Source organism: Photobacterium kasasachensis (assembly GCF_050336885.1).
Lineage (GTDB): Bacteria > Pseudomonadota > Gammaproteobacteria > Enterobacterales > Vibrionaceae > Photobacterium > Photobacterium kasasachensis.
Genome location: NZ_JAKJSH010000011.1, coordinates 1 through 26,510 on the forward strand (window position 1 = coordinate 1; position 26,510 = coordinate 26,510).

General features: G+C 47.0%; 24 protein-coding genes. 14 read left to right on the forward strand and 10 right to left on the reverse strand.

Features of this window, described 5'->3' with window-relative positions:
- The 4 genes from malQ to malG form a co-directional block, all read left to right on the forward strand.
- The coding region (gene malQ / locus L4D19_RS15840; RefSeq protein ID WP_428453240.1) for a 4-alpha-glucanotransferase at nt 1-1,407 on the forward strand (1,407 nt) is incomplete at its 5' end.
- A gap of 343 nt (nt 1,408-1,750) precedes the next feature.
- Nucleotides 1,751-2,932 (forward strand): maltose/maltodextrin ABC transporter substrate-binding protein MalE, encoded by a 1,182-nt coding sequence (gene malE / locus L4D19_RS15845; RefSeq protein WP_428453241.1) that lies wholly within the window; start codon nt 1,751-1,753, stop codon nt 2,930-2,932.
- An 89-nt stretch (nt 2,933-3,021) separates the two neighbouring features.
- Nucleotides 3,022-4,575 (forward strand): maltose ABC transporter permease MalF, encoded by a 1,554-nt coding sequence (gene malF / locus L4D19_RS15850; protein ID WP_428453242.1) that lies wholly within the window; start codon nt 3,022-3,024, stop codon nt 4,573-4,575.
- Nucleotides 4,576-4,586: 11 nt separating this feature from the next.
- The gene (malG, locus tag L4D19_RS15855; RefSeq protein WP_428453243.1) at nt 4,587-5,477 is read left to right on the forward strand and encodes a maltose ABC transporter permease MalG; all 891 of its coding nucleotides are present in this window, start codon (nt 4,587-4,589) and stop codon (nt 5,475-5,477) included.
- A 78-nt stretch (nt 5,478-5,555) separates the two neighbouring features.
- Here malG and L4D19_RS15860 read toward each other — a convergent pair whose 3' ends face one another.
- The 3 genes from L4D19_RS15860 to L4D19_RS15870 form a co-directional block, all read right to left on the reverse strand.
- The gene (locus tag L4D19_RS15860) at nt 5,556-5,918 is read right to left on the reverse strand and encodes a hypothetical protein (RefSeq protein WP_428453244.1); all 363 of its coding nucleotides are present in this window, start codon (nt 5,916-5,918) and stop codon (nt 5,556-5,558) included.
- A 78-nt stretch (nt 5,919-5,996) separates the two neighbouring features.
- Complete coding sequence (locus L4D19_RS15865) at nt 5,997-6,830, reverse strand: MalM family protein (RefSeq protein WP_428453245.1); 834 nt, start codon at nt 6,828-6,830, stop codon at nt 5,997-5,999.
- A gap of 19 nt (nt 6,831-6,849) precedes the next feature.
- Nucleotides 6,850-8,085, reverse strand: a complete 1,236-nt coding sequence (locus L4D19_RS15870) for a maltoporin (protein WP_428453246.1) — start codon at nt 8,083-8,085, stop codon at nt 6,850-6,852.
- 333 nt (nt 8,086-8,418) lie between these two features.
- Here L4D19_RS15870 and L4D19_RS15875 point away from each other — a divergent pair, with 333 nt between their 5' ends.
- From L4D19_RS15875 to sufE, 7 genes are all read left to right on the forward strand, one after another.
- Nucleotides 8,419-8,847, forward strand: coding sequence for a universal stress protein (locus L4D19_RS15875; protein ID WP_428453247.1), 429 nt, complete (start codon nt 8,419-8,421; stop codon nt 8,845-8,847).
- Nucleotides 8,848-9,112: 265 nt separating this feature from the next.
- Complete coding sequence (locus L4D19_RS15880; RefSeq protein ID WP_428453248.1) at nt 9,113-9,487, forward strand: iron-sulfur cluster assembly accessory protein; 375 nt, start codon at nt 9,113-9,115, stop codon at nt 9,485-9,487.
- Between the two features lie 11 nt (nt 9,488-9,498).
- Nucleotides 9,499-10,983 carry a Fe-S cluster assembly protein SufB gene (gene sufB / locus L4D19_RS15885; protein WP_428453249.1) on the forward strand — a complete coding sequence of 495 codons (1,485 nt, stop codon included), beginning with the start codon at nt 9,499-9,501 and terminating at the stop codon, nt 10,981-10,983.
- Nucleotides 10,984-10,995: 12 nt separating this feature from the next.
- Nucleotides 10,996-11,742 (forward strand): Fe-S cluster assembly ATPase SufC, encoded by a 747-nt coding sequence (gene sufC, locus L4D19_RS15890; RefSeq protein WP_428453250.1) that lies wholly within the window; start codon nt 10,996-10,998, stop codon nt 11,740-11,742.
- A complete protein-coding gene (gene sufD, locus L4D19_RS15895; protein ID WP_428453251.1) occupies nt 11,717-13,105 on the forward strand; it encodes a Fe-S cluster assembly protein SufD in 1,389 nt (462 codons plus the stop codon). Before sufC ends, sufD begins: the two co-directional genes overlap by 26 nt.
- Complete coding sequence (locus L4D19_RS15900) at nt 13,102-14,346, forward strand: SufS family cysteine desulfurase (RefSeq protein WP_428453252.1); 1,245 nt, start codon at nt 13,102-13,104, stop codon at nt 14,344-14,346. Before sufD ends, L4D19_RS15900 begins: the two co-directional genes overlap by 4 nt.
- 10 nt (nt 14,347-14,356) lie before the next feature.
- The gene (gene sufE / locus L4D19_RS15905) at nt 14,357-14,815 is read left to right on the forward strand and encodes a cysteine desulfuration protein SufE (RefSeq protein ID WP_428453253.1); all 459 of its coding nucleotides are present in this window, start codon (nt 14,357-14,359) and stop codon (nt 14,813-14,815) included.
- Nucleotides 14,816-14,911: 96 nt separating this feature from the next.
- Here the strand turns inward: sufE and L4D19_RS15910 are convergent, their stop codons facing one another.
- The 4 genes from L4D19_RS15910 to L4D19_RS15925 all read right to left on the reverse strand — a co-directional run bounded on the left by L4D19_RS15910 (nt 14,912) and on the right by L4D19_RS15925 (nt 19,584).
- Nucleotides 14,912-15,163, reverse strand: coding sequence for a glutaredoxin domain-containing protein (locus tag L4D19_RS15910; protein WP_428453254.1), 252 nt, complete (start codon nt 15,161-15,163; stop codon nt 14,912-14,914).
- 2 nt (nt 15,164-15,165) lie between these two features.
- Nucleotides 15,166-16,098: a ribonucleotide-diphosphate reductase subunit beta gene (locus L4D19_RS15915; RefSeq protein ID WP_428453255.1), complete on the reverse strand. Its 933-nt coding sequence runs from the start codon at nt 16,096-16,098 to the stop codon at nt 15,166-15,168.
- 97 nt (nt 16,099-16,195) lie between these two features.
- On the reverse strand, nt 16,196-18,451 hold the full coding sequence (locus tag L4D19_RS15920) for a ribonucleoside-diphosphate reductase subunit alpha (RefSeq protein ID WP_428453256.1): 2,256 nt from the start codon (nt 18,449-18,451) through the stop codon (nt 16,196-16,198).
- Nucleotides 18,452-18,588: 137 nt separating this feature from the next.
- Nucleotides 18,589-19,584 carry a YdcF family protein gene (locus L4D19_RS15925; protein WP_428453257.1) on the reverse strand — a complete coding sequence of 332 codons (996 nt, stop codon included), beginning with the start codon at nt 19,582-19,584 and terminating at the stop codon, nt 18,589-18,591.
- 204 nt (nt 19,585-19,788) lie between these two features.
- Here L4D19_RS15925 and L4D19_RS15930 point away from each other — a divergent pair, with 204 nt between their 5' ends.
- Nucleotides 19,789-20,184, forward strand: coding sequence for a VOC family protein (locus L4D19_RS15930; RefSeq protein WP_428453258.1), 396 nt, complete (start codon nt 19,789-19,791; stop codon nt 20,182-20,184).
- 77 nt (nt 20,185-20,261) lie between these two features.
- On the opposite strand, the gene L4D19_RS15935 is transcribed toward L4D19_RS15930, so the two are convergent.
- The gene (locus L4D19_RS15935) at nt 20,262-21,890 is read right to left on the reverse strand and encodes an AMP-binding protein (protein WP_428453435.1); all 1,629 of its coding nucleotides are present in this window, start codon (nt 21,888-21,890) and stop codon (nt 20,262-20,264) included.
- 602 nt (nt 21,891-22,492) lie between these two features.
- On the opposite strand from L4D19_RS15935, the gene L4D19_RS15940 reads away from it, so the two are divergent.
- Nucleotides 22,493-22,954: a TetR/AcrR family transcriptional regulator gene (locus L4D19_RS15940; RefSeq protein ID WP_428453259.1), complete on the forward strand. Its 462-nt coding sequence runs from the start codon at nt 22,493-22,495 to the stop codon at nt 22,952-22,954.
- A 35-nt stretch (nt 22,955-22,989) separates the two neighbouring features.
- Complete coding sequence (locus tag L4D19_RS15945) at nt 22,990-23,181, forward strand: hypothetical protein (RefSeq protein ID WP_075767088.1); 192 nt, start codon at nt 22,990-22,992, stop codon at nt 23,179-23,181.
- Between the two features lie 92 nt (nt 23,182-23,273).
- On the opposite strand, the gene sstT is transcribed toward L4D19_RS15945, so the two are convergent.
- Nucleotides 23,274-24,515: a serine/threonine transporter SstT gene (sstT, locus tag L4D19_RS15950; protein ID WP_428453260.1), complete on the reverse strand. Its 1,242-nt coding sequence runs from the start codon at nt 24,513-24,515 to the stop codon at nt 23,274-23,276.
- A 287-nt stretch (nt 24,516-24,802) separates the two neighbouring features.
- Entirely contained in the window at nt 24,803-26,503 is a 1,701-nt protein-coding gene (locus L4D19_RS15955; protein ID WP_428453261.1) for a BatD family protein, read from the reverse strand.
- Nucleotides 26,504-26,510: the final 7 nt, after the last annotated feature.

Consider the following 26,510-nt stretch of genomic DNA (forward strand, 5'->3'; position numbering starts at 1 on the left):
CAGCAGCTGGTAGGCAGCCCTGAGTTCCAGCAGCGCCTGGTCGAGGCCCGCAATGCCAACTGGGTGAACTACAGTGAAGTATCCTGCCTGAAAATGGCCGTGCTTCCTTTGCTGTTCGATACGTTCCGTGAGCGTCATCTGGATAAAAAGACGGCACGTGCAGAGAAATTCCAGGCGTTTGTTGAGCAGGGCGGTGAAAGCCTGCTTCACCAGGCGGCCTTCGATGCGCTTCATGCCGAGCTGAAGAAAGAAGATGACTCCGTGTGGGGTTGGCCGGTCTTCCCTGAAGAGTACCGTCACTTTGACAACCCTGCCGTGCAGGCGTTTATCAAGAAGAACTACGCAAAAGTGCAGCTATTTATGTACTTGCAGTGGATTGCTGATACCCAGCTGGCCGAAGTCAACGTGCTGGCCGAAGAAAAGGGCATGGCCATGGGGCTTTACCGCGATCTGGCTGTGGGTGTCTGTGATTCAGGCTCTGAAACCTGGGCCGATCACGGTGCACTGTGTCAGGACGTCAGCGTGGGTGCGCCGCCAGATATTCTTGGTCCTCTGGGTCAGAACTGGGGACTGCCGCCGCTAAACCCGGAAGTGCTGAAAGAAAGAGCTTATGACCCTTATGTTCAGTTGATCCGCGCCAATATGCGCAGCTGTGGTGCACTTCGCATTGACCATGTTCTGGGCCTGCTGCGTCTGTGGTGGATCCCGAAAGGTGAGGGCGCCAAAGACGGTGCTTACATGTACTACCCGGTAGAAGACATGATGGCGATCCTTGCACTGGAAAGTCACCGTCACCAGTGTACGGTGATCGGTGAAGACCTGGGTACCGTGCCTGACGAGATCGTCGAGAAGCTATCGACGGCGGGCATTCATTCTTACAAGGTGTTCTTCTTCGAAACAGCAGAAGACGGCGGCTTCTATTCGCCATCTCATTATCCGCATCAATCTATGGCAGCGCTGTGTACCCATGACATGCCGACGTTACGTGGCTTCTGGCATTGTGATGATCTTAAGATGGGTGAAGAGCTGGGTTTGTATCCTGACAAGGAACAACTGGCCGGCCTGTTCGACAGCCGCGCGGAGAGCAAGCAAAAAATTCTTGATAGTTTAGTCTGGCATGGTTATCTTCCTGAAGGCGTTGGGCAAGATGCTGCATATGTCCCAATGGACCGATACCTAAGCGAAGGTATGCAATTGCACCTGGCAGCAAGCTCGAGTGCACTGTTGAGCCTTCAGCTGGAAGACTGGTTAGAAATGGACCAGCCAGTCAATATTCCGGGAACCGTCGATGAGTATCCAAACTGGCGCCGTAAGCTTTCAACAACGTTGGATGATATCTTTACTCGCCAGAATATTATTGACTTAACTCGACGTTTAACCGAAACACGAGAGAAAGCCTCACAATAATCTAATCAGGCGTAATGCGTTGGACACACTGACAGTGACCCGCAGTGATAAGGAATATATGCAGCTCGAAAGAGCTGCATTTTCTTTTTTAGCCCCCCCTCCCCAATATCATATATCAGCCCCAATAAACCGCACTTCGCATATAATAATAGTTCGCAGTCTTGCTCATCTCCCCTGTTGTGTGTGTTGTTATAATTACTAGACACTAAAAAGTAACCATATTTTTGTTGAAGGGTTCAGGATGAAGCCGACTGCTCAATTCTGATGGACGATACAGACTGCAAATTGTGCTGGAGAGATTGTTCTGCAGTACGAGATATAACAATCATGAAGGATGTAAAAAATGAATAAAGTCCTTAGCATTGTAGTTATTTGTACCCTTGCCGCCCTTGGCTCAATATACGCACATGCCGCGATAGAAGAAGGCCAGCTTACTATTTGGATCAATGGCGACAAAGGCTATAACGGCCTGGCTGAAGTCGGTAAGAAGTTTGAAGAAGATACCGGTGTTAAAGTAACCGTGGCTTTTCCTGATGGCCTGGCAGAGAAGTTCCCGCAGGTGGCTGCAGCGGGTGATGGTCCGGATATTGTTTTCTGGGCACACGACCGCTTTGGTGGTTATGCAAAATCAGGCCTGTTGGTCGAAATTAAGCCATCTAAAGAAGTAAAAGACAAGATCATTGACTTTACTTGGGACGCGGTACAGTACGACGGTAAGTACATTGGTTACCCGGTTGCCGTTGAAGCACTTTCTCTGATTTATAATAAGGACCTTGTTCCTAACCCACCTAAAAACTGGGAAGACATCGAAGCACTAGACAAGAAGCTTCAGAAAGACGGCAAGAAAGCTATCATGTGGAATCTGAAAGAACCGTACTTCACATGGCCAATACTATCTGCTGACGGCGGCTACGCGTTCAAGTTCACGGCAAACGGATATGATGTGAAGGATGTTGGTGTTAACAATGCCGGTGCCAAACGGGGTATGAATTTCATCAAGTCGCTGGTAGACAAGAAAGTCATCTCGCCAGATATGGACTACAGCATCTCTGAGGCTGAGTTCAATAAAGGTAACGTCGCGATGACTATCAATGGTCCATGGTCTTGGGACAACGCTGAGAAGTCTGGCATTAACTATGGTGTTGCCGTTCTTCCTAAGCTAAACGGCAGTCCATCGAAGCCGTTTGTCGGCATTTTGACTGCGGGCATCAGCTCTGCGTCACCAAACCAGGATCTGGCGGTAGAGTTTATTGAAAACTATCTGCTGACAGACGAAGGCCTTGGCAAGGTTAATGATGACAAGCCACTTGGCGCGGTAGCTCTGAAATCATTCCAGAAGACGCTAGATAAGGATGCACGAATTGCAGCCACTATGGATAATGCAATGAACGGCGAAATCATGCCGAACGTTCCACAGATGGCTGCATTCTGGTATGCCCAGGGTAACGCAATCAAGAACGTTGTAGACGGCCGCCAGGGTGTTGATGATGCGTTGAACGAAGCTGCTGGTCACATGCTGAAGTAAATGCCTAGTGGGGAGAGGAAGTTCCCCCCCATTTTTGTTCTTTTTTGCTAGCAGGGTGCTGAGATGTAGTCAGTTCAAGGTGACGGGCTTTGATATCACAACAGAAAAGTTCTAACTTCAACTATCGCAAGTGGATGAAATGGTCGCTGCTAAGCATGATCGGTGTAGTTAACGGTTATGCTACTGTACTGATGTATGCAAAGGGCGAAATTCCTTTTGCACTTCTGACCGTTGTTCTGACTGCCCTTGCTCTGTATATTTTCGGAAGCAACAAAACATACGCTCACCGTTATATCTTCCCGGGCGTTGCCGGGATGCTTGTCTTTATTATTTTCCCCTTGGTTTATACCGTTGGGCTTGCTTTTACTAACTATAGTGCGTCGAATCAGCTATCGCTGGACAGGACCCAGGCCGTTCTGGAGCAGAGAAGCTTCCAGTCAGGTGAAAGTTATCGCTTTGAGCTCTACAAAGTTGAAAGTGGCCATCGGCTGGTGATTCAGGTTGAAGACGATTTATTGGCTTCTGATGTGTTTGATATTTCAAGCCCTCCATCCGATAAGTTGTCACTGAGCAAAGTTGAAAGTATCCCGGGCGAAAAAGAGAAGATAAAAACGATTGTCCAGAATCGCTCCAATTTGGCAACAGTCGAATTAGTGATGCCGAACGGTCTTGAGATTAGAATGAGTGGCCTGCGCAAGTTCGCAGCCAAAATGCCTCTATATACTGTTCAGGATGATGGCCTGAGTATGCTGAATAATCAGACTCAGCAGCTATATAAACCAAATATGGAAACTGGTTTTTACCAATCAGTAGATGGTGAAGGCAATTTTGTTGGTGAGCCAATTTCCCCAGGGTTCGTTGTTGGTGTTGGTGGGGCGAACTTCGAGCGTGTTATGACCGATGATGGCATCAAAGAACCTTTTTTCGGGATCTTCGTTTGGACTGTTGCGTTTGCCTTTCTGTCTGTTGCCCTGACGTTAGCCTTGGGGATGATCCTGGCCTGTATAGTTCAGTGGGAACCACTAAAGGGCAGCAGTATTTACCGAGTGCTGCTAATCCTGCCATACGCAGTACCATCGTTTATCTCTATTCTGATTTTTAAAGGCCTGTTTAACCAAAGTTTTGGTGAAATAAACATGCTGCTTGATGCGCTGTTCAGCGTCAAACTACCTTGGTTCTCAGAGCCTATGATGGCCCGGATAATGGTGGTACTGGTCAATACTTGGCTTGGCTTCCCTTACATGATGATCCTGTGTATGGGGTTGTTGAAGTCAATTCCTGAAGATTTGTACGAAGCCTCAGCGATTGATGGCGCAGGTCCGATTCAAAATTTCTTCAAGATCACATTACCGATGCTGATCAAACCGCTAACGCCATTACTGATTGCAAGCTTTGCATTCAATTTCAACAATTTCGTCATGATTCAGCTGCTGACGGCTGGCGGACCAAATATGGTAGGTACGTCCGAGCCTGCGGGCTACACAGATTTGCTAGTCAGTTATACCTACCGTATCGCCTTTGAAGGCGGTGGCGGTCAGGACTTTGGTTTGGCCGGTGCAATTGCAACCATTATATTCCTGATGGTTGGTGGTATGGCACTACTCAACTTGAAGTTTACCAAGACGGCCTTAGAGCAGGATTGAGGAGAAATGTCATGCCAATGGTACAACCGAAATCATTAAAATACCGGGTATGGGCGACACACATTGGTTTGTGCCTGTTTCTGGTGGTGACGGTTTTCCCGTTGTTGATGATCGTAGCAATTTCATTTCGTGAAGGTAACTTTGCAGGCGGTGAGTTGATCCCAAGTGATCCAACGTTAGATCATTGGCGTCTCGCATTGGGCTTTTCTGTCGAAAACCGGGATGGTAGCGTGACACCTCCGCCATTCCCAGTAATGCTATGGCTGTGGAACACGGTTAAAGTAGCCGGTATTACTTCAATCATTATCGTTGCGCTTTCAACGACCAGTGCTTACGCTTTTGCTCGTATGCGCTTTAAGGGGAAGAGTACTATTTTAAAAGGGATGATGATTTTTCAGATGTTCCCGGCAGTACTTGCTCTGGTCGCTCTTTACGCATTATTTGATCGCTTGGGACAGTACATTCCGTTCCTGGGTTTGAATACCCATGGGGGCCTTATATTCTCTTATCTAGGTGGCATTGCACTACACGTGTGGACTATCAAGGGATACTTCGAGACTATTGATAGGTCTTTGGAAGAGGCGGCTGCACTTGACGGGGCAACACCATGGCAGGCATTCCGTTTTGTACTGCTACCATTATCAGTACCAATTCTGGCAGTAGTATTCATCCTGTCGTTCATTGGTGTGGTGACAGAGGTACCTGTAGCCTCATTACTGCTGACTGACGTAAACAACTATACGCTGGCTGTGGGTATGCAGCAGTATCTGTATCCTCAGAATTACCTATGGGGTGACTTTGCCGCAGCAGCAGTATTGTCAGCAATTCCAATCACTACGGTATTCCTGTTGGCACAGAAATTCTTAGTCGGTGGTTTGACTGCTGGTGGTGTGAAAGGTTAAGCCCCCCATAATCGAAAGGCACGATCTAACCCAGCTAATGGAATATTGAGCATTAGCTGAGCTGTTCAATAAATGCATTCAGTGGCGGTAATTTACATAGCCTGGCTCGTAAATACCGTTTTGGTTGTAGTGCCCCTTTTCAGTAAGCAGTTCTAACTCGGTCTTATTGTGCCCATTTTGGCTTTTTGGTGAAGGGTAATTGACGTAATTCGGCTCATAATGACCAGATGAATTAATAAATCCAATCTTATCCAAGTGGTTGGAGTCTTCATTTGGTGTTGAGCTGCGTTCTCTAGCATGCTGGTAATTTACGTAGCCTGGTTCATAAAGTCCCTTTGAATCGTATCGACCAATGTCTCTTAAATCAGCAAAGGCTGGAAGACTAATAAGCAAGCTGCTACCTAGCAACGGGAGTAATATAAGTTTAATCTTCATCGTCATCGGTATCCTTTGGGGGAGGTATACTACTAAGAAGACCCGCCTCTAACGAAGATCTTTCAACTATTTTCTGGCAAGCTATTACTCTGCACTTTTACGCTCATTTTGAATTTGAACAGCATTGATAAACGTCGCTCTCGCATTCGGGATACCAAGCTTTTCTGCTTCATTCAGTAACGTAATAGCATGATCCATATCACCTTGCTCTACGCTATATTGTATGGAATTCAGATAGTCGGTATGTTTGGTATCGCTTGCTGGCACATAACCTAGAGTAGGGCGAATTGGGAGTTGATTCGCTGACGATACAGTTAAACTGAGTTGACCATACTTGCTATGCGTTGCTGTAAGATCAGGGATACTCGGTGGCTGATTGCCTTTTCCGATCGCGAGTGCTTTGGCTGGATGAATAATGGTTGTGCTACCTTTTAGATCTTCGATAGTGGTGTAGATCAAGACATTAACTTGTCGTGTTCCGACCTGCGGAGCAATGGTAAATTGCGTTTGGACTTGATCGCCATCTAATAGCCTTGCCGGTATATATCTGAATTCATTTGATTTGATGTGGTAAAGCTCTTCTCCCTTGGAATTGGTGATCAATATATTCGGTACATAAAGAGTTAATTCGTTATCGACATGGCTTGTTAGAACCATGTCGATAGGAGTATTGTCGACTGGAATAGTGAAACTGGCTACCGGACCTGTACTGTTAGCGTCCAGCAGTACCTGACTTTTTTCGTCAAATTCAAAATTGATATCTATCGGGAGGCTCAGTTCCTGCCAGCTTAATTCTGCCGGAGCAGCGACGTTACTACTGGCAGGATTCTTTGCCTGAGTGCTGACTTCAGCTGTTGATACACAGCCTGCAGCAAAAACGACCGATAGGCATACTGTTCTGATTTTTGGCTTTATCATTCCCTGATCTCTATTTGGTTTACCACCATGCTTCTACCTGGACACCCAGGTTGTATTCCGTGTCGTTTCCGGTTCCAAAAGCATCATCATTTTCATAATCACTCAGGTAACTGGCATATATTCGAAGCTCAGGACGGGCCCAGAAGCTGCTGCCGGCAGCCCAAGCTTGGGCTAAGGTTAGCTTACTACCAGAGCTATCGACGTTATCATTTTCTTCTGTAAACCAGCCAGCCTCAAATATGGTTCGCATGTTCTCGTCCCACTTATACATTGGACGGGCAACTATATTAAAAATAGAGTGATCGTCCTTACTATCAAAACTTGAGTTGGCATATACGAGCTGATATCCGATTTCCCAATTCGCTGCTGGAGCCATGACCCCCCAATTAATGATTCGATAGCCCTCGACACCATCGTTAGAGGTTGCATCGGGGTTGTTACCAGCCCCCAGTCCGGCCATTTGTTCCCCGTAACTTTCAGTCGCATATTGGAATATCGTTTTGTTCAAGCCCCCGATAACATCAGCCATGGTTATCTCAGCGGTCAGCATCAGCGGATCGTCGCCAATGCCTGCTTTCTGCGCATCTGTTTCATTGATGAGGCCATAGTTAAAGCCAAGTTCTAGATTAGCATCTTGCCAAAGCTTAATTTCAGCGTATCGGATATCGAAATTATTTACATTAACGTCACCACTGTCTTGGCGGAGTACTGCTAACGATAGTTTGCCTGTACCGACAGATAAGTTCTCCACCCCTGCGCCGGATCCTGATGTATCCCAGTAGTAAAAATCTGAAATATGAATATCATGGCGTTGATAGTAACGCTTGCCAGCCCAGGCCACCGCTTCCCGATCGCGCGCAATGAGCCCTTTAGACTGAATATTGAACTGGCGAATGGCAAACTGTGCATCATTATTACAGGAAACTTCAGTTGAACTATTGATCAACTCACAGGATGTATTAGTGCCTTCAAAGTCGTTGCTTCCATTAGAGAGTAGGGCGACCATTGAGTCGACATAAAAGGATTTTCCATTTTGGTTGTAAAGCTCTTTGCCCAAAAGGATTTCGGCATAGAGATCATCTTCGTTGCCGAGGCGGCCGACTTTATTTGATTGGAAACGCACCTGCTGGCCATTTTCACCGCTAACCCCAATACCTGCACGCATATAACCGTGAAAATCAACGTCTGCCGTGACGGATGAAGAGACTAGTACGCTTGTTATTACGATAGTCAAATTCAACGTATGCTTGTTCATTTTTAAGCGCTCCACCAATAGATTGTTGTGTTTTTTTATTGTTCTTTTTTATGTTTATAAGCATAGCTAAGCTTGACTCACCAACCATCTCATCCCTTGAATAATTGGCTCTTTGTTCTTGTTAACTTGCAAATGAGACAAAGTATTGCTTTTGAGATTTATGAAATAGTCGAAGAAAAGTAGAAATACTTATATACCCGCTAAATAGTTAATACAGATTTAGGGCTGATTTTCAGGTGGGGCATAGGTCTATGGGCCCTTAATCTAAAAATGAAAGTCATATTAATAGCGACTGGCTAAACTTATATAAGAACACTGGGCAGGGGAGTAATTATGAGTTATAAGCACATTTTAGTGACGGTAGATCTCTCTGTTGAAAGCAGGTTTTTACTCGAAAAAGCGGTTAACCTTGCTCGTGATTTAAATGCGAAACTGTCTCTTTTTTATGATGGAGAACTTTGTCATGAAGAATACACCTATACGGCTTTTGACCCTAGGTATGCTATGCCCAATAAAGTGTATGAGGATAATACACCTGAGAAGCATCTGAAGGAGTTACTGGACGGTGCGCAATTTCCTATTCAGAGTACCTTTGTTGGTAGCGGTAATCTTATTGAAGAAATAGAGCGTGCCATTAAAGAATTAGATATAGATCTTGTGGTCTGTGGCCATCACCATAGTTTCTGGCATCAAGTCTCCTCGTCAGCTAAACAGTTACTCAAATCCTCTTCAGTCGATCTTCTAGTTGTGCCTTTGAAATAGAAGAGTCTACTCCTGCCATGGAGCAGGAGTGGGTATTTTGCAATTCAGTCTATGCTAACAGCTTGAATTCTATATAACTCCTCATCATGTTTACTGCTGTGTTGTTTTTTATTCTTCATTAAGTGTTTGATTATCTTAATATCCTTACCTTTTGTATGACTACTGTGTTTTACGGATCCCCTGAGAAATATCACTTGAACATTGAATGATAACGGTTATCATTATCGGCTAATTTTGTCCTACAAACAGTGTTGTGAGGCAGGTTATGGACCAGGAAAAACAAGCTGTGCAGGCATTTGATGTCGACGGTGAAACATGGCAAGGCGTCCGGTTAACTCAGGCGGCAGCCAAACAGGTGAGCGAGTTAATGCGGGCTAACCAAGTATGCGGATTACGGTTGTCGGTTCGGCCATCGGGATGTGTGGGTTTTGCCTATCAGCTCGAGCTGGTGGCATCCGTTAATGATACTGATCTGATTTATCGTCATGGAGACGGTTGCCTGTATGTCGACAAAGAGGCAATGCCTTTCGTCGATGGCACTGAGATTGACTATGTGCGTGAAGGTATCAATCACTCATTTAAATACAATAATCCCAGAGTCAAAGTGGCCTGTGGTTGTGGCGAAAGCTTCTCTGTCTAAAGGTCGAAACCATGAGCGTAGAAATACAAGCCGACGTTAAAGAGTGGGTAGAAAAGGCCAGCTACAAGGAAGGTTTTTATACTCAGCTTAATGTCGACAAGATTGCCAAAGGGCTCAATGAGCAAGTTGTTCGGCTTATCTCAGCCAAGCGAAACGAACCTGAGTGGATGCTGGCGTTTCGATTAAAGGCATTCGAAACCTGGCAGCAGATGTCCGAGCCACATTGGTTGAAAGCGAATTACGAACCGCTCGATTATCAGCAATATAGTTATTACTCGGCCCCGCAGTGCGGTTCATGCAATACCAGCAATGCAAGCGGCGAAGCAGGTACCGTTGACGATAATGGTGCTTCATTTCTTACTGAGGATGTAGAAGCGGCATTTGATCTGTTGGGTGTGCCAACACGAGAGAACGACAAGGGCATCGCGGTTGATGCCATTTTTGATTCGGTTTCTGTTGCGACTACCTATCGGGATGAGTTGCAGGAACTCGGTATTATCTTTTGCTCTTTCAGCGAGGCTATCCATCAATATCCCGATCTTGTTCAGCAGTATTTGGGGTCAGTTGTGCCTCCTGAAGATAACTTCTTTGCGGCGCTGAATGCAGCCGTTGCCTCGGATGGTACCTTCGTTTATATCCCGCCCGGTGTGCGCTGCCCCAGAGAGCTGTCGACCTATTTTCGGATTAACGAAGCCAAAACTGGTCAGTTTGAGCGCACGATACTTATTGCTGACAAAGGCGCCTACGTCAGCTATATCGAAGGATGCTCTGCACCAGTCAGGGACAGTTACCAGCTTCATGCCGCAGTGGTAGAGGTAGTGTTGCACGATGATGCCGAGGTGAAATATTCCACACTTCAGAACTGGTTCTCGGGCGATGAAGACAGTGAGGGAGGGATACTTAACTTCGTAACGAAACGGGCAGTGTGCGAAGGGCGTAATGCCAAGATGTCGTGGACCCAGTGCGAAACCGGCTCGGCGATTACCTGGAAATATCCCAGCGTGATCCTCAAGGGGGATAACACCATTGGGGAATTCTTCTCGGTCGCATTGACCAACGGTACCCAGCAGGCAGATACCGGTACCAAGATGATCCATCTTGGCAACAATACCCGCTCGACCATTATCTCCAAGGGGATTTCGGCAGGGCTGAGCCAAAACACCTATCGAGGGTTGGTGCATGTCGCACCTGGAGCAAAAAATGCCCGAAATTTCACCCAGTGCGACTCCATGTTGATTGGTGAGCGCTGCGGGGCGCATACCTTCCCTTATGTCGAGGCCAAAAATAACAGTGCGCATATCGAGCATGAGGCAACGACCTCAAAGATTGGAGATGACCAGTTATTTTACTGCTTGCAACGGGGGATAAGTGAAGATGATGCGATCTCAATGATAGTCAATGGTTTTTGTAAGAACGTCTTTGTTGAATTACCGCTGGAGTTTGCGGTTGAAGCGCAAAAGTTGTTATCGATCAGCCTCGAACACAGTGTCGGCTGACGGAGAAATTCTATGTTAAAAATTAATAACCTACATGTATCCGCCGAGGGCTCCGATATTCTGAAAGGGGTTCACCTTACCGTTAATCCCGGCGAAGTCCATGCCATTATGGGGCCTAACGGATCCGGTAAAAGCACCTTGTCCAGCACTCTGGCCGGGCGAGAAGAATACGAAGTAACGGCGGGAGATATCCTGTTTAAAGGTAAAGATATTGGTGACTTTGAACCTGAAGAGCGCGCTGGTGAGGGGCTGTTTCTGGCGTTTCAATATCCGGTAGAAATTCCTGGCGTGAGCAATAAGTTTTTCTTGCAGACTGCACTAAATGCCGTGCGTGAATACAATGAATTAGCGCCATTGGATCAGTTCGATTTCAATCATTACGTAAAGGGTAAGATTGCGTTGCTTGAGATGCCGCAAGACTTGCTCAACCGCTCAGTGAATGTCGGTTTCTCTGGTGGAGAAAAGAAACGTAATGATATTTTGCAAATGGCGGTATTAGAGCCGGATCTTTGTATCTTGGATGAAACTGATTCAGGTTTGGATGTCGATGCACTTAAAACAGTAACAAATGGGGTGAATAGCTTAAGAGACGGCAAGCGTGCTTTTATTATCGTCACCCATTACCAGCGCATTTTGGATTATATCGAGCCCGACTATGTTCATGTTTTATATCAGGGCAAGATCATCAAGTCAGGTGACCAGTCATTAGCTCGCGAGATAGAGGAGAAAGGCTATGGATGGCTCACTGGTTCAAAATAAGCAAAGTAATCACAATAAGAAAAGCTATAAAGGCAAACTACCAAAGTACCGTCCTATAGCAGATTCCGGGCTTGAAGCGCTTTATTTGAAGCTGGGAGAAAGATCGTCATTGCAGCAATCACAATGGCAATTGCTGACTGAGAAAGGGGTGCCGACGAACAGACATGAAGACTGGAAATATACACCGCTTGATTTATTCTCCCAACCTGGACGGAACTGGGTTAATCGAACTGCGGATGTCAGCCGTATGTTGGATGACAAAATCTTGCAGCTCTCTATTCCGGTGAATGCCAACCTGCTGGTGTTTGTCGATGGCGCCTATTGCTTAGAACACTCGAAGATAGTGAGTCCGGGGGAGTTAACTGTCTCTGCTATCGACAGCTTGAATGCTGATCAAATGCAAGACATTCAACAGGCCGTCGCCGCGGAGTTCGTTAGCCAGTTGAACGAAGCGCTGGCCCAGGACGGGGTCTATATTCGCGTTCGCAAAGGGGCACAATTGGCACAGCCAATCTATTTGCTTCATTTGCACACCTGCGAGCCTCATGCTGCGGTGCACTATCGTCATCACTTCCACCTTGCTATGCATGCCAAGGCTGAACTCATTGAACACTACGTCTCTTGTGTAACTGACGATGCTGGCTATTGTCCTAGTCGTGATTGCGGTTCATCAACGGGAACTCGGCTGACGATGAATGTGGCCTCTAATGCCAGCCTGCAACATATAAAGATCATCGAAGAAAACGAGCATCATGCTCATTTTGCCCACAACGATGTATCTCTCGGGCGTGATGCTAGTGCCTTTAGCCATGTGTATTTCCTCCAGGGGCAATGTTGTCGACATCAGACAAGTGCCCAATTTAAAGGGGAAAATGCTTATCTGACCATGAATAGCCTAGTGTTGCCTAGACAGCAAAATGTGTTTGATTCACGTACCTATACCGATCATCGTCTGCCGCACTGTAAAAGTGAACAACTGCACAAGGTGATAGCCAGCGATCAAGGTAAAGGGGTCTTTGACGGAATGATTCTGGTCCCTGAAGGGGCTGTCAAAACAGACGGGCAAATGGATAACCGTAATTTATTACTTGGCGAGCAGTCTCAAATTTTCAGTAAACCCAAGCTTGAGATTTATGCTGATGACGTGAAGTGTAGCCATGGTGCAACAACTGGATCGATTGATCCGCAACAGCTGAACTACATGCAGGCAAGAGGGATAAACCGACAGGCTGCTAAGCACATGTTAACCCAGGCATTTGCTTTTGATGTTGTTGACCGTCATCAGGTTATATCGGATGAGGACGATCATGACACCCTGGCCATCTGGATTAAGGATCGTATTGCAGAGAGGTTGGTATTATGAGTCGCCACGGCATTTCAATTTCTCAGGTGAAGGGAGATTTTCCTTTATTAAACAGACTTGTAAATGAACAGCCCTTGGTCTATCTAGATAGTGCGGCCAGCGCCCAAAAGCCATCGGTTGTGATTGAACGAGTTAATGATTTTTACCAAAACGAGTATGCGTCGGTACATCGCGGGGTTCATCACCTTAGTGCAGAAGCGACGTCGAATATGGAAACTGTTCGTGAGCAGGTGTGCCAATTCATAGGTGCAAATCAGCGAGAAGAAATTGTGTTTACCTCGGGAACCACTGAGGCCATCAATTTGATTGCGAATAGTTATGGACGAGTCCACTTTAAGTCGGGTGATGAAATCATTATTAGTGAGATGGAGCATCACGCCAATATTGTGCCATGGCAAATGCTGGCAGAGGCGATGCAACTGAAAATTAAAGTGTGGCCAGTCAGTGATAGTGGTGAGCTGTGTTTTGATGTGTTATCTGGATTATTGTCTGAGCGAACGGTATTGGTGGCGGTGTGTCATGTGTCGAATGTACTGGGAACCGTAAATCCTATTCGCAAAATCGCTGACATTATTTCTACTTGCCAGCCAAAAGCCCGTTTGCTGGTGGATGGTGCCCAAGCGGTGATGCACCAGAAAACCGATGTACAGCAACTGGGGTGCGACTTTTACGTATTTTCGGGACACAAGGTTTATGGACCTACCGGTATTGGCGTGTTGTATACCAAAAACGAGCTACTGCAGGTCATGCAGCCGTGGCAGGGTGGCGGCTCGATGATCCAGTTAGTGGACTTGTACAAAGGGATGGAGTTCAATGCCTCGCCTTGGCGGTTTGAAGCCGGAACGCCAAATATTACGGGGATCATCGGGTTAGGTGCCGCGTTGCGCTATATCCGGCGGGTGGGATTTGAGCAGATTTCGGCATTGGAAAATAAGCTGACCCGAATGCTGATTGAGGAGCTAGAAAATATCCCCGAACTCTGTTTGTACGGCCGCGCCGAGAACCGGGTCGGTGTGGCCTCTTTTAATCTGGGGAAACATCATGCATTTGATGTGGGGGCTTTTCTTGACCGCTACGGAATCGCCATTCGAACCGGCCATCATTGCGCCATGCCTTTGATGCAGCGTTATGGTGTGAAAGCGATGTGCCGGATATCACTGGCGATGTACAACACGTCTGATGATGTTGCGAAGCTAGTTCGTGCGTTACGCCATATTCAGAAATTACTGCAAAACCAGTAGGGGGAAAGTCATGTCGAGTACTCTGGCTAAAATTAATTTGATTGCTTTTGATATGAAGAGTGAAAAACTAAAGCGTAATCTATTGAGTTGCGATGATTGGGAAGAGCGCTACCTGTACATTATTCAGCTGGGCAACCAGCAGCCGATAATGGCTGAGGCAGATAAGACATCGGATACGGTTATACATGGCTGCCAGAGCCAAGTGTGGGTGAAGGTAGATATTAACTCTTCAGGTGAATTCAGCTTTATTGGTGATAGCGATGCCAGCCTGGTGAAAGGATTAATGGCCATGGTATTTATGGTGTATGAAGGTAAAACGGCTGAAGCGATTTTGGAATTTGATATCCATGGCTTCTTCGACGAGCTGCAACTTCATCATTATTTGACGCCGACCCGCAGCCAGGGATTGGTGGCTATGGTGGAAGCGGTAAGAGCCAAAGCACTCAATACGCTAGTTGTGGAGTGTTGAGCTAGCAAAATAACTTGATATCCAGCAACACAAGAAAGCCCCGTAAGCGATAGTCTGTGGGGCTTTTTATTAAGTTATGTAGCCTCTTATAAGCGCTTAAAAGTCACTAGTCTCCAGCTCGAAAGCCAGGTGGGCCTGTAAATCGGAAAAGTTGCCAATCGGCAGGTCGTTTATGGCAAATTGCGGATAACTTCTTGCTTGCGGAAAATTGGCAAACAGCGTTTCCCGATCAAAGTCCTTTTCAAGTAGCAATTCATCTGTCTTGCGCTGGGGGTAGTGTTTGTCCAACCATTGCTTGGCCATAGTACATTGAGGGCAGTTGACTTTGCTGTATATTTGAATCGTCATCGTTAAAAATCCGCATCAAATGAGAGGGCCCGGTTTTGGGGACGTTTGTATTCGGTAACCCGTTTTTCGAAGAAGTTCGTTTTTCCTTCCATATCAAGCAACCGCATATAATCAAACGGGTTGTCGGTGTTAAAGACAGGGGCGAAGCCGAATAAGTCCGCGATAACATCAGCCGTATGTTCAATGTACTGGCACATCAGGTTGGCGTTCATTCCGATGAGATCAACTGGCAGGGCCTCGGTGACAAAGGACTTCTCTATCACAACAGCTTCACGGACAATTTCCTCGAACTTCTCCTGACTAACATTGCCGGAAGAGAGGGTTTTGAACAAAAGAGCAGAGAAGCTAAAGTGGAGTCCCTCATCGCGAGCGATCAGATCGTTACTGGCAGCAAGCCCTGCAAGCAGTCCTCGTTTACGGAAATAGTAGATAGCACAGAAACTGCCGGCAAAGAATAAGCCCTCGACTAAACCGAAGGCAATCAATCGTATATCGAGATCTTGCTGGCTATCTATCCAGCTCATTACCCACTGGGCCTTGCGCTTTACAGTGGGGACATTATCAATGGCATTAAACAGCTGTTCGCGCTTTTCGATATCGGGAATATAGGTTTCCAACTGCAAGGCGTAAGTTTCGGCGTGGATCACTTCATTAAAGGCTTGCAGGGCTAAGAAGCAGCGGGCTTCGGCAATTTCAATATCATGGTAGAAACGGGTAAGCAGGTTTTCGTTGATCATCCCTTCACTTTGGGCGAAGAAGGCCAGCACATGGTGAATGAAATGCAGTTCACCGTCTGTGAGTTTAGCTAAATCCGGCAGATCCTGGGCAAAGTCGAGCTCTTCTGTGGTCCAGAATGCAGCCTCGTGTGTTTTGTAGGCATCCCAGATTTCCTGGTACTGAATGGGGAACAGGCTGAATTTATTCTTAACTATCATTATGGCTCCTCAGGCCGGTAGCTAATACCGGCCAGTTATTGAATGTTTTTATAAGGGTTAAATAGGGCTGAACTGGGTTTATTGATAAGGCCAGCCGTTAAGCTCCACAGTTGAGGCAGTCTTCATCTTCCTGTTTCGAGACCGTTACCTTGACGGGGTTGGCGGAAGGTTTTGAGCGCAGGTAGTACATGCCGGTTTTTAGCCCCTTTTTCCATGCGTAGAAATGCATGGCATTGATTTGGGCAAAGGTAGGGTCGGCCAGCCATAGGTTCATACTCTGCGATTGGCAGACGAATGGTCCACGGGCGGCTGCCATATCTATGATTGTGCGCTGAGAGATCTCCCACACTGTTTTGTAGACGGCGCGGATATCCTCGGGGATCACGCTGATCGTCTGCACCGAACCGTTGTTGCGGATAATGGCGTCACGAATTTGCGGTGTCCATAAGTCGAGCGTTTCCAGTTTTTCGATGAGATGGCGGTTGATCAGGATGAACTCGCCAGAGAGGGTTTGCCGCTTGTAGATATTGCTGGTCTGAGCCTCGAAGGCCTCGTTATTGCCGAGGATTTGTGAGGTTGAAGCGGTAGGCATCAGGGCTATTAACAGCGAATTTCGAAGTCCGTATTGTTTTATCCGGTTTTTTAGCTGTGGCCAATTCCAGCGTTGCGTCGGTTGCTCTTGCCAGAGATCAAATTGAAACTGGCCACTGCTCATGGGTGAACCATCGAAACTGGCGTAGCAGCCAAACTCTTGTGCCCGTTCGCAGGAGGCTTCGAGCGCAGCATGATACATGGTTTCGGCGATGTCTCTGTTGAGGGAAAGGGCTCCTTCACTGTCAAAGGGAAGACCCAGCATGAAGAATACATCAGCCAGCCCCTGGATCCCGAGTCCAACAGGACGGTGCTGGTGGTTTGAATGCTGGATTTTTTCTGTTGGGTAATAATTGTTATCAATAACCCTATCGAGGTTTTTGATCGCAATTTTGGTTATCCGGTGAAGCTGATGGTGGTCAAAGTGACCGTTGGTGACACACTTCGGCAGAGCGATAGAGGCAAGGTTACAGGCTGCTGTCTCTGTCGGTGTCGAGACCTCCATGATTTCAGCGCAGAGGTTACTGGATTTGATTGTCCCCAAGTTTTTTTGGTTGGATTTAAGGTTGCAGCTGTCTTTATAGAGCATGTAGGGAACGCCGGTTTCAGCCTGAGACTCAATAATCAGTGTCATTAAATGGCGAGCCTTGATCGTTGAGACACCTAGCCCTTGTTGTTCGTAGTTTTCATAGAGTGTTTTAAATTCCTCGCCGTAGTGATCGGAAAGGCCTTTGGCATTATGTTCGCTGAACAGGGTCCAGTTGCCGTCTTGCTCGACGCGCTCCATAAATAAATCGGGGAGCCAGAGTGCGAGAAACAGATCGCGGGCGCGGAATTCCTCTTTTCCATGGTTCTTTTTGAGATCGAGAAATGCCTGAATATCCGCATGCCAAGGTTCCAGGTAGACGGCAAAACTGCCTTTACGTTTGCCGCCGCCCTGATCGACATAGCGAGCTGTCTCATTGAATACCTTGAGCATGGGAATAATGCCGTTGGACACGCCATTGGTACCTATGATCGGTGAGCCTGCTGCGCGAATATTGTGAATGTGTAGCCCGATTCCGCCTGCTGACTTGGAAATCATTGCGCACTCTTTTAGGGTGTTATAAATCCCATTAATGGAATCATCTTCCATTGCCAGCAAGAAACAGCTTGAGAGCTGCTGCATCTTGCAGCCGGCATTAAACAAGGTCGGGGTCGCATGGGTATAGAAACCAAGGCTAAGTAGGTCATACAGCTCTTTGATTTCCAGAGGCTCGTTACCGGCTACGGCAATCGCAACCCGCATGTACATGTCTTGCGGCCGTTCGACTATCTCACCATCAACCTTCAGTAAATAAGAGCGCTCCAGTGTTCTGAAACCGAAATAATCGAACGAGAAATCTCGCTGGTAATCAATCATGCTTTCGATGTAGGGGAGAAGCTGCTCAACTTGTGTGCTGTAGTTCTCCGACAATAACCCGATGCGTTGGAGCTGTTGGGTGGCAGAAGCAAAACCTTCTGTCTGTTTTTGAAGCGAGCTTATCAGTACTCGAGCGGCAAGATCGGAATAGTGTGGGTGCTCTGCTGCCATCGAGGCCGCCGTTTCACCAAGATAGTTATCGATTTCTTTGGTATTTATTCCATCATATAGCCCGCCGACAACTTTTTGCGCGACAGAGATAGCGTCTATCTTTAGCTCTTTTGAGAGGCTCTCGATTCGCTTCGTTACCTTGTCTAGACTGGCTGGCTCTTTTCGTCCGTCTCGTTTTATAACAAACATTAAAACCCCTATATATTGTGTCTGACTTTATTTTGTGCCGTATATATAGGTATAGATCTAAATGAAAATCATTATCAATTCAAGTTTATTTTTTCAGTTATGTGGGAAACACAAAGGATAAGAGGCTTTGATGACCGTTAGATTTGTACTAATGGTTCACAGTTAAAAGCGGGTAGCCCGAACCCCCGCAACGCATCGATATAGCAGTTGCGCCGAACTCTGCCTGTTGGTGTTTTAGTGTCGGACATACCGTCTTTGACTGCGAGGTGGTTGATTAAAATAGGAGAGAGATTGCATGCACATTGCAGGGTTTCAAACAGAAGCTGAGAGCGGTGAACATGGACTGATGCGCTGATAAGTGTTGCGGATTGTAAGTGGCGTTGTTTGAGTAACTTCAGGCTCAATCTGGCATTATCAATGGTATTTGTCGCTTTATTCTCCTCAATGATCCTGTCAGGGCTGATGCCGTGCTGGATGAGCCAGTGCCTCATTTGCTGTGACTCTGTTTTTCCTCGCTTGGCGAGGCCCCCGGTCACAATAATCAGGCTTTCAGGTAGCTGGTTGGCAAGACGAAGCGTCAGCTCAAGCCGCTGGATAAGTTGACGAGCCATTGAACCATCATCATTGAGCACATAGCCGAGGGTAATGATTGCATGCTTATTGATCGCATGGTCATCGATGGGGACACGAGAGTGTGTAAAGTTGGAGAGTGTGTCGATTGTTGGCGTTGACAGTATCTTGTCGAGTATTGTCAGAAGCCCTCTGACATTAGTCTCGGAGGCCTTATCGATAAGGTGTAGTTGATGAAGGTAAAATTCGACGTGTTGCTCATCTCCCTCATGGTGAGACCAAACTGCCAAGTAGGTTAGTATTTGGCATCGTTCAGAGTCCGAATTGGCATTCATTAAGCAATGCTGGTAACGGTTTAGGGCGTAGGTAATCTTTCCGCGGAAAGTCAGCATATTGGCAATAGTGACAGGTAAGCCCAAATGAGCAGGTAACTTCGGCATGGCCTGGGCAAGATAGTATTCTACGGCTTCAAGGTTGGTGACGAGGTTGCCATTCAAGGGGTACTGCGTGCGTTTTGAACTGTTATAGGCATCTAAAGCCTGCTGTAGATTGGTTATCGCCATTTCCCTTCTGCCTAATACCAAGCCCAGTTTTATATTTATTAATCAGGATGCTACAGGTGGTTTATAAATTCAAGCAAACGTGCTGCTGTTTAAATTAAATGAAAATGGGACAAAGAAACAGGAAGCCTGACGAATTCGACTACTGTTAACTGTACAGAAGCGTCATTGTTTCTGAGCAGTGTTATCAAACAGAAGGAGCGAAGAATGGACACGAGATTCAAGCAGCATGGGGCATTTAGCTGGTCAGAGCTTGTGACGGATGATCCGGAGAAAGCCATTGCGTATTACAAGGATGTGATTGGTTGGGAAGTAGAAGCAATGCCGATGCCTGAAGGGGTCTACCATGTGTTGAAAGTGGATGGAGAGCCTGTCGCTGGCATTATGGCCAAACCGGCAGAATACAGCGAAATGCCAAATTGCTGGGGAACCTATATTACCGTTGATGATGTCGATGCCACATTGGCAAAAGCGGTATCTGCAGGGGGTAAGGCTGTTTATCCGCCAATGGATGTACCCGGCGTCGGCCGAATGTGCGCAATTGCCGATGTAGGCGGCGCCGTTGTCTCGATTATTACTTATGAAGACAGCGAATGTGAATAGAAAAACCGCCTGAGCAATCAGGCGGTTTCTGTATTACTTGCGGTAGTGTCTAGCCAATTAGCATATTTCTTGCGTGACTATTCTTCCCACTGAACCAGCTTGTCTTTCGGCCAGTTTGCACCTACATCGTGGTATTTTTTCTCAAGCAGGTGACGCTTGATTTTAAGCGTAGGTGTCAGAATGCCGTTCTCGATGCTCCACGGGTCTTTAATCATCAGCACACCTTTAATTTTGGCATGAGACTCCAGTTCTTTGTTGATAGTCTCGATAACCTGGTGGGCTTTACGTTCGTAACGCGCATGGTCGAAATCAGGGAATTCATGTGGAACTGCCAGCAAGATCGGACCGGGCATTCCCGAGCCGACGACACACATCATCTCGATGTTGCTCAGCTCAAACAGGCGCTTTTCAATTGGCACCGGTGCAACGAACTTCCCTTTGGCGGTTTTAAAGGTATCGTTCTTACGGCCCTGAATAGACAGGTAGCCTTCGTCATCAATAAAGCCGATATCGCCAGTATGTAGCCAGCCGTCTTTGTCGAAGGAGGCTTTACTGGCTTCTTCGTTTTTATAGTAGCCGGAGAACATGCCCTGTCCACGAACCAGAATCTCTTCATCAGCGGCGATCTTAATCTCAATACCGGGACCGGCATTACCGACAGTGCCTATCTTATCGCTGCGGAATGGATGGTTGATGGTGCTATAGGCGAAGGATTCTGTCATCCCCCAGGCTTCAGTGATGTTCAGGCCGATGTTTTCGTACCAGCGAAGCAGGGCAGGCGAAACCGGTGCAGAGCCACAGCCTAGTACACGGGCTTTGTCCAGACCCAGGCCATCGGCAAGTTTGCGTTTAATGACCCCGGATATGAACGGGATCTTGAGTAAGATGTTGAGTTTGGCTTGCGGCAGCTTCTCAAGAATTCGTTGCTGGAACAGGGTCCACAAGCGCGGGACGGAAATAAACAGCGTCGGGCGGTGCATCTTCACGTCTTCGATAAAGGTATCCAGCGACTCTGGGAAGGCAACCTGAATACCGGCCATTACTGAAGAGCCAAAGATATATACGCGTTCTGTTATGTGCGCCAGCGGCAGGTAAGAAAATAGTCTTTCGCCGTCTTTCATACCGATATGGTCGAGGATTCGCTGTGATGACCAGGCAAATGCACCATAGGTCAACATGGCACCTTTTGGTAGCCCTGACGTACCCGAGGTATACACAATCGACATTAGGTCTTCTGGCTTGTGCTCAGGACGCTCTTCAGAAGGCTTGCTGTCAGCGACCAGGGTGTCAAACTCAAACTTACACTTCGGCGCACTCGGGTAAGAGAAGGAAATAGTTGGTAAATCCGGATGGTCGGCCAATACAGAGCTGATTGCCTTATCGTCATCCAGCTTACCGATAAGTAGCGCTTTGGATTCACTGTGAGTAATACAGTGATCAACCGTTTCTGCCCCTGCTGTCGGGAAAATAGGGACACTGATGTAGCTACCCAGCATTAGGGCAAGGTCGGTGATGAACCACTCGGCGCAGTTCTTGGACATTAGCGCAACACGATCGCCCGGCTGAATCCCCATACTTCTTAGTGCACTGACTAGGGATAATGCCTTGTCAGCAACCTCAGCAAAGGTGTAGTCGACAAACTTGCGATCAATAATTTGGCGCAGGAAAACTTCGTCCGGGCGCTCTTCTGCCCACTTCAAAATCATTTCATTAGGTAGAGGCTGCGTCATGAGTGTATCCCTTAAGCGATCCGTGGGCAGAGGTAAAGTCATAGTCTCGTCCTTGTAGATGTTATCGTAATGTTAAAATAAATGGTTTCCTACTGGTCCGTCAAGTGTCTATTTCTCATTAAACTCCTGTAATTAAGTATGAAAAAAGACACTAACTTGTCAAATAAAAGCGATAGTTCAGAAAAAATTTAAGCACAAAATTTAAACATGTGTATGATTTTTTTGCGGTCGAAAGCCTGCAATAGAATGAGTGGTGGCGTAACTCGTTGTTTTTTAATATTATTGACCGTTATCGTGTTGTTTTTGGCACAGATTACAAAATGTTATTACTTATGCATTTAAGTGAATTAGACCGTTATGACATGTGCAACTAGACGTGATATGTGACCTGGTTTGGTATTTAGTTCTGAGTTTTTTATTAGAGCTTGAAAAATATATAAAATTAGGAAGAATACTAGTTAACGGGATAGCATTTTGTAATACTGCTAACATATTAACAACCAAAGCCGTTGCAACATGCCATCGGAAGGTGTCCGGTGGGATTTTTGTTGATGTGAAAAATATAGAGTCAACTCATTATGCCAAAGCGTAGTAAAGAAGATACAGAGATTACAATCCAGACGATCATGGATGCCGTGGTTGATCAAATTTTGACCCTGGGCTATGACAAGATGTCGTACACTACCCTGAGCAAGCAAACGGGCATCTCCCGTACCGGGATTAGCCACCATTTTCCGAAAAAGCAAGATTTTGCCAACGCGTTAGATGGCAGAATATTCCGCCTGTTTGTCGAAAAGCTTGATTTAGATAACGGCCTGGATGGGTTCGTAAAGAGCTGGCTAGCTGCGCTTGATGATGAAAAATTTCAGGCAACCTTGCGCCTGCTTTTCCACCATATTGCCTCTTCCGAGTTAACCAATGAGTTTGCCAAGCATGGGATCGAGCGTCTGTATGCGCTGTGCAAAGAGCGCTTTGGCGATGAAAGCGCGAAAGAGCTTGAGTGGCTGCTAGGAAAATCGCTGATTAGCCTGGTTAAGTAATTACCGAGTTTATATCGAACGAGTGAGATAAATATATGTTGAAATATATCATGTTAGCTTTGGTCGGCATCGGTATCTATATCGGTGTGACCTATAAAGACCAGATTGAAGATGCTGTGAACTCACGTCCGATGGAAGAAGTACAGGATATGCTTGAGTCAGCGTCGGATCAGGTTTCAGATAAGGCGAGTGAGCTCTCAGAGCAGCTGGAAGAGCTAAGTAACTAGAAGCAACTAATGCTTGGTCAAAGAAGAACATCGAATACAAAAGAGGCAGCCCCAAGGCTGCCTCTTTTCATTACGGTTGCAGTAAGAATCGCTTATGATTTCACTGCTTCAGCATTTGCAACCTTTGCTTCTTCTGCCTTGCAAGCTGCAGCAGTAAAGATTACGTCAGTTGAACTGTTCAGGGCTGTTTCTGCTGAATCCTGAATAACACCGATAATGAAGCCAACAGCAACAACTTGCATCGCGATATCGTTAGGGATACCAAACAGGCTACATGCAAGCGGAATCAGTAGTAGAGAACCACCGGCCACACCCGAAGCACCACAAGCTGAAACGGCTGCAACCACACTTAGCAGTACTGCTGTTGCGATATCAACTTCAATTCCCATAGTATGTACTGCTGCAAGCGTCAGAACTGTAATTGTGATCGCAGCACCTGCCATGTTGATAGTTGCACCCAGAGGGATCGATACAGAATACGTATCTTCGTGAAGATCCAGGTTCTTACACAGCTGCATGTTAACAGGGATGTTAGCCGCAGAACTACGTGTGAAGAAGGCAGTAATACCACTCTCGCGGATACAGCGCAGAACAAGAGGGTATGGGTTCTCTTTGGTCTTGTAGAAAACAATCAGCGGGTTAACTACCAGCGCAATGATTAGCATTGAGCCTAGTAGCACGGCAAGAAGGTGACCGTAACCAGCAATGGCCGCGAAACCTGTCTCGGCAAAAGTATTAGCAACCAGGCCGAAGATACCGATTGGTGCCAGGCGGATCACGAAGCGAACAATCAGGGTGATGCCGTTGGAAACGTCATGGAAAACCTGTTTGGTTGCATCACTTGCCTGGTGCAGTGCGAAGCCAAGAGCGATAGCCCAGGCAAGAATACCGATGAAGTTACCTGACATCAGTGCATTTACCGGGTTATCAACAATCTTGAATAGCAGAGTATTCAATACTTCAGTAATACCTTCAGGTGGTGTTGCACCTGTTGCACTTGCTACCAGAGTTAAAGTGGTCGGGAAAAGAAAACTCATAGTAACCGCAGTAAGCGCAGCCATTAGCGTACCAAACAGGTACAGCATAATGATTGGTCTCATGTTGGTGTGAGCGCCTTTTTTCTGGTTGGCGATTGAAGAGGCGACCAGAATAAAGACAAGGATAGGGGCGACTGCTTTCAGGGCACTGACGAACAGTCCTCCAAGAAAGCCAACTTTGACAGCAGCTTCAGGAGATACGGAGGCAAGAAGGATACCGGCAACGATACCGATGAGGATCTGGATCACCAGGCTCCCACTTGCGACTCGGGCTAAAAAGGGTTGTGTCTGATTCATATTACGTCCTGCATAATTTTTTTATATGTCCGGAAGGATTATATATTGCTTCCGAAACATTTTTTAACAGGAAATACGATAATTTTCCACCTTTCTTTTGATAAACTTTCGGTTAACTCACTATTAACATTCTTTTGGCCTAATGCGGTATGTCAGGTTTGCAACAGGGCTGATGCGAGCAGTCTCATTAACAAATACCCAATCAGGCAGTCGAAAATGTTAAAAAAATAGCTCGCACTAGTGCGAGCTACTCTCATTCATGTATCGATTATGTAAAGTGCTGATGTCTATTTTTCCGGTACCAGAGGGGCCAGAACCGAAGTGCAGGTATTGTTCTTTGCTGCTGTTGCGTTAGAGTGGCCGATTGACTGGATAAGTTGTAGCAGTTTGGTACTGTCCCATTTCTCGGGCTGTTTGCTGAAATGCGCTGTCATCATTGCGTGAACGGCCTGACGCAGCTGTTCCTGTTGCGGGTTATCCGGGTTACTCTGCGACCACTGCTGGTAGTAGGCCTGAACCTTGATGGGGCTGTTATCTTTGACGGCCTGTTTCATCCCCGCAAGCGGTGCAACGTTCATGACTGGCTGCTTCATCGCGACAGCCGCTACAGTCTGCCGCGAAGCTGCTCGGGCTTTCAGCCATAAGATCGTCGTGATTAGCCATAACCCGGCAAACAAGGCTGTTAACAACGGCCAGTAACCCGAGTCATTGACAACTTGTATGTTGCCAGCCCCGGTTTCCTTGGCAATTGGCGCAGCAGAAGAGGGCTCGGAGCGCAAGGGTAGGTTGAGGCTGTTATTGATGTTGTCGCCCGGCAGTACCGTAATTGCTAGCCCGTCAACCTGGCTTGTCTCCTGTTGGCTGGTTTCTGTGTTCCACCAGTTGATTGATAGCGGCGGCAGCTCAAGCTCACCTCGCTCCCGAGGGAGTATCACTTGCTTGAGGGTCATGACGGTATAACCGTTGACCGTACTGTACACCGGCTTCTCGTTATAGACCTTAACCTTGTCGGGATATTGAAGGGCAAGGTTAGGCATGCTGCTCTGCTCTGCGTTTTTGATCCGCAAGGTAATGGTTCGGGTGAGGGGATCGCCGACTCGAACTTCCTGGTTATCGGGTTGCCACTGTTGTTCCAGTTGCAGGTCTTGAGTCGGCAGCCATAGCCCCTGATAACTAGCAGGCTTGTCCTTGATGGTAAGCTCAAGGTTGTCGGTTTGCTTTTCTACCGGGATCCTAAGGGTTGAGCCAAAACCCCGGCCACTTTTGACCACATTGCCCCTGAATTCGGCGCCACGAAGCAGAATAGTGCCAGGCTTGGTGGCGGTAATTTGATAGTCTCGGGTGATCACCAGATAGCGGCGACCATTCAGTACCGGCTCGGCCTGACGGTCATCGCCGATCTGTTTCACGTCCAGCCCGTCGCCGGATGGCGCGATTAACGTTGCCTTGCTCATCTGCTCACCGATACGGATCCGTACGGTGTAACGAATACTTTCACCGACATAGAGCTGGTTTTTATCGATATCCTGTTCGACCGTAATATCCGGCTGAGCGGTACTTTGGTTGTTGGTATTACTGCTTTTTAGCGAGGTAATGGTGATCGGTTCTGTCGTCGTGGCTCCAATGCGAAAGCTAGGAATAGTAAAATCCCCGATTTCTTTCGCTGCCAGTGCAACCCGCCATTCGGTACTGCGTGTGACCGAACCGTTTATCATCGTCGTACCACTGCTGACGTTGGGGCGTCCGTAGCTGAAGTGCTCTTCAAGTGGCGATAAGTCCAGTGCGCTGGTATTGACGTTGTCATCAATCGAAATGGTTAGCTGGAAGACTTCATTGACAGCAACGATGTTCTTGGAAACGGTAGCAACGGCTTGGGCGGCACTGACAAATGATGCCTGCATGAGTACGGCTATGGCCAGCAGCCTCCAGATAAACTGTAGGATACGTTTGTAATAGCCAGAACGGGGAGTGTATTTGTTCTTCATCATATTCATC

What these genes read in the sequence shown, in the direction of transcription:
- malE (WP_428453241.1), top strand. Translation starts at nt 1,751, where the DNA reads ATGAATAAAGTCCTTAGCATTGTAGTTATTTGTACCCTTGCCGCCCTT.
- malG (WP_428453243.1), top strand. Translation starts at nt 4,587, where the DNA reads ATGCCAATGGTACAACCGAAATCATTAAAATACCGGGTATGGGCGACA.
- L4D19_RS15860 (WP_428453244.1), bottom strand. Translation starts at nt 5,918, where the DNA reads ATGACGATGAAGATTAAACTTATATTACTCCCGTTGCTAGGTAGCAGC.
- L4D19_RS15865 (WP_428453245.1), bottom strand. Translation starts at nt 6,830, where the DNA reads ATGATAAAGCCAAAAATCAGAACAGTATGCCTATCGGTCGTTTTTGCT.
- L4D19_RS15870 (WP_428453246.1), bottom strand. Translation starts at nt 8,085, where the DNA reads ATGAACAAGCATACGTTGAATTTGACTATCGTAATAACAAGCGTACTA.
- L4D19_RS15875 (WP_428453247.1), top strand. Translation starts at nt 8,419, where the DNA reads ATGAGTTATAAGCACATTTTAGTGACGGTAGATCTCTCTGTTGAAAGC.
- L4D19_RS15880 (WP_428453248.1), top strand. Translation starts at nt 9,113, where the DNA reads ATGGACCAGGAAAAACAAGCTGTGCAGGCATTTGATGTCGACGGTGAA.
- sufB (WP_428453249.1), top strand. Translation starts at nt 9,499, where the DNA reads ATGAGCGTAGAAATACAAGCCGACGTTAAAGAGTGGGTAGAAAAGGCC.
- sufC (WP_428453250.1), top strand. Translation starts at nt 10,996, where the DNA reads ATGTTAAAAATTAATAACCTACATGTATCCGCCGAGGGCTCCGATATT.
- sufD (WP_428453251.1), top strand. Translation starts at nt 11,717, where the DNA reads ATGGATGGCTCACTGGTTCAAAATAAGCAAAGTAATCACAATAAGAAA.
- L4D19_RS15900 (WP_428453252.1), top strand. Translation starts at nt 13,102, where the DNA reads ATGAGTCGCCACGGCATTTCAATTTCTCAGGTGAAGGGAGATTTTCCT.
- sufE (WP_428453253.1), top strand. Translation starts at nt 14,357, where the DNA reads ATGTCGAGTACTCTGGCTAAAATTAATTTGATTGCTTTTGATATGAAG.
- L4D19_RS15910 (WP_428453254.1), bottom strand. Translation starts at nt 15,163, where the DNA reads ATGACGATTCAAATATACAGCAAAGTCAACTGCCCTCAATGTACTATG.
- L4D19_RS15915 (WP_428453255.1), bottom strand. Translation starts at nt 16,098, where the DNA reads ATGATAGTTAAGAATAAATTCAGCCTGTTCCCCATTCAGTACCAGGAA.
- L4D19_RS15920 (WP_428453256.1), bottom strand. Translation starts at nt 18,451, where the DNA reads ATGTTTGTTATAAAACGAGACGGACGAAAAGAGCCAGCCAGTCTAGAC.
- L4D19_RS15925 (WP_428453257.1), bottom strand. Translation starts at nt 19,584, where the DNA reads ATGGCGATAACCAATCTACAGCAGGCTTTAGATGCCTATAACAGTTCA.
- L4D19_RS15930 (WP_428453258.1), top strand. Translation starts at nt 19,789, where the DNA reads ATGGACACGAGATTCAAGCAGCATGGGGCATTTAGCTGGTCAGAGCTT.
- L4D19_RS15935 (WP_428453435.1), bottom strand. Translation starts at nt 21,890, where the DNA reads ATGATTTTGAAGTGGGCAGAAGAGCGCCCGGACGAAGTTTTCCTGCGC.
- L4D19_RS15940 (WP_428453259.1), top strand. Translation starts at nt 22,493, where the DNA reads ATGCCAAAGCGTAGTAAAGAAGATACAGAGATTACAATCCAGACGATC.
- L4D19_RS15945 (WP_075767088.1), top strand. Translation starts at nt 22,990, where the DNA reads ATGTTGAAATATATCATGTTAGCTTTGGTCGGCATCGGTATCTATATC.
- sstT (WP_428453260.1), bottom strand. Translation starts at nt 24,515, where the DNA reads ATGAATCAGACACAACCCTTTTTAGCCCGAGTCGCAAGTGGGAGCCTG.
- L4D19_RS15955 (WP_428453261.1), bottom strand. Translation starts at nt 26,503, where the DNA reads ATGATGAAGAACAAATACACTCCCCGTTCTGGCTATTACAAACGTATC.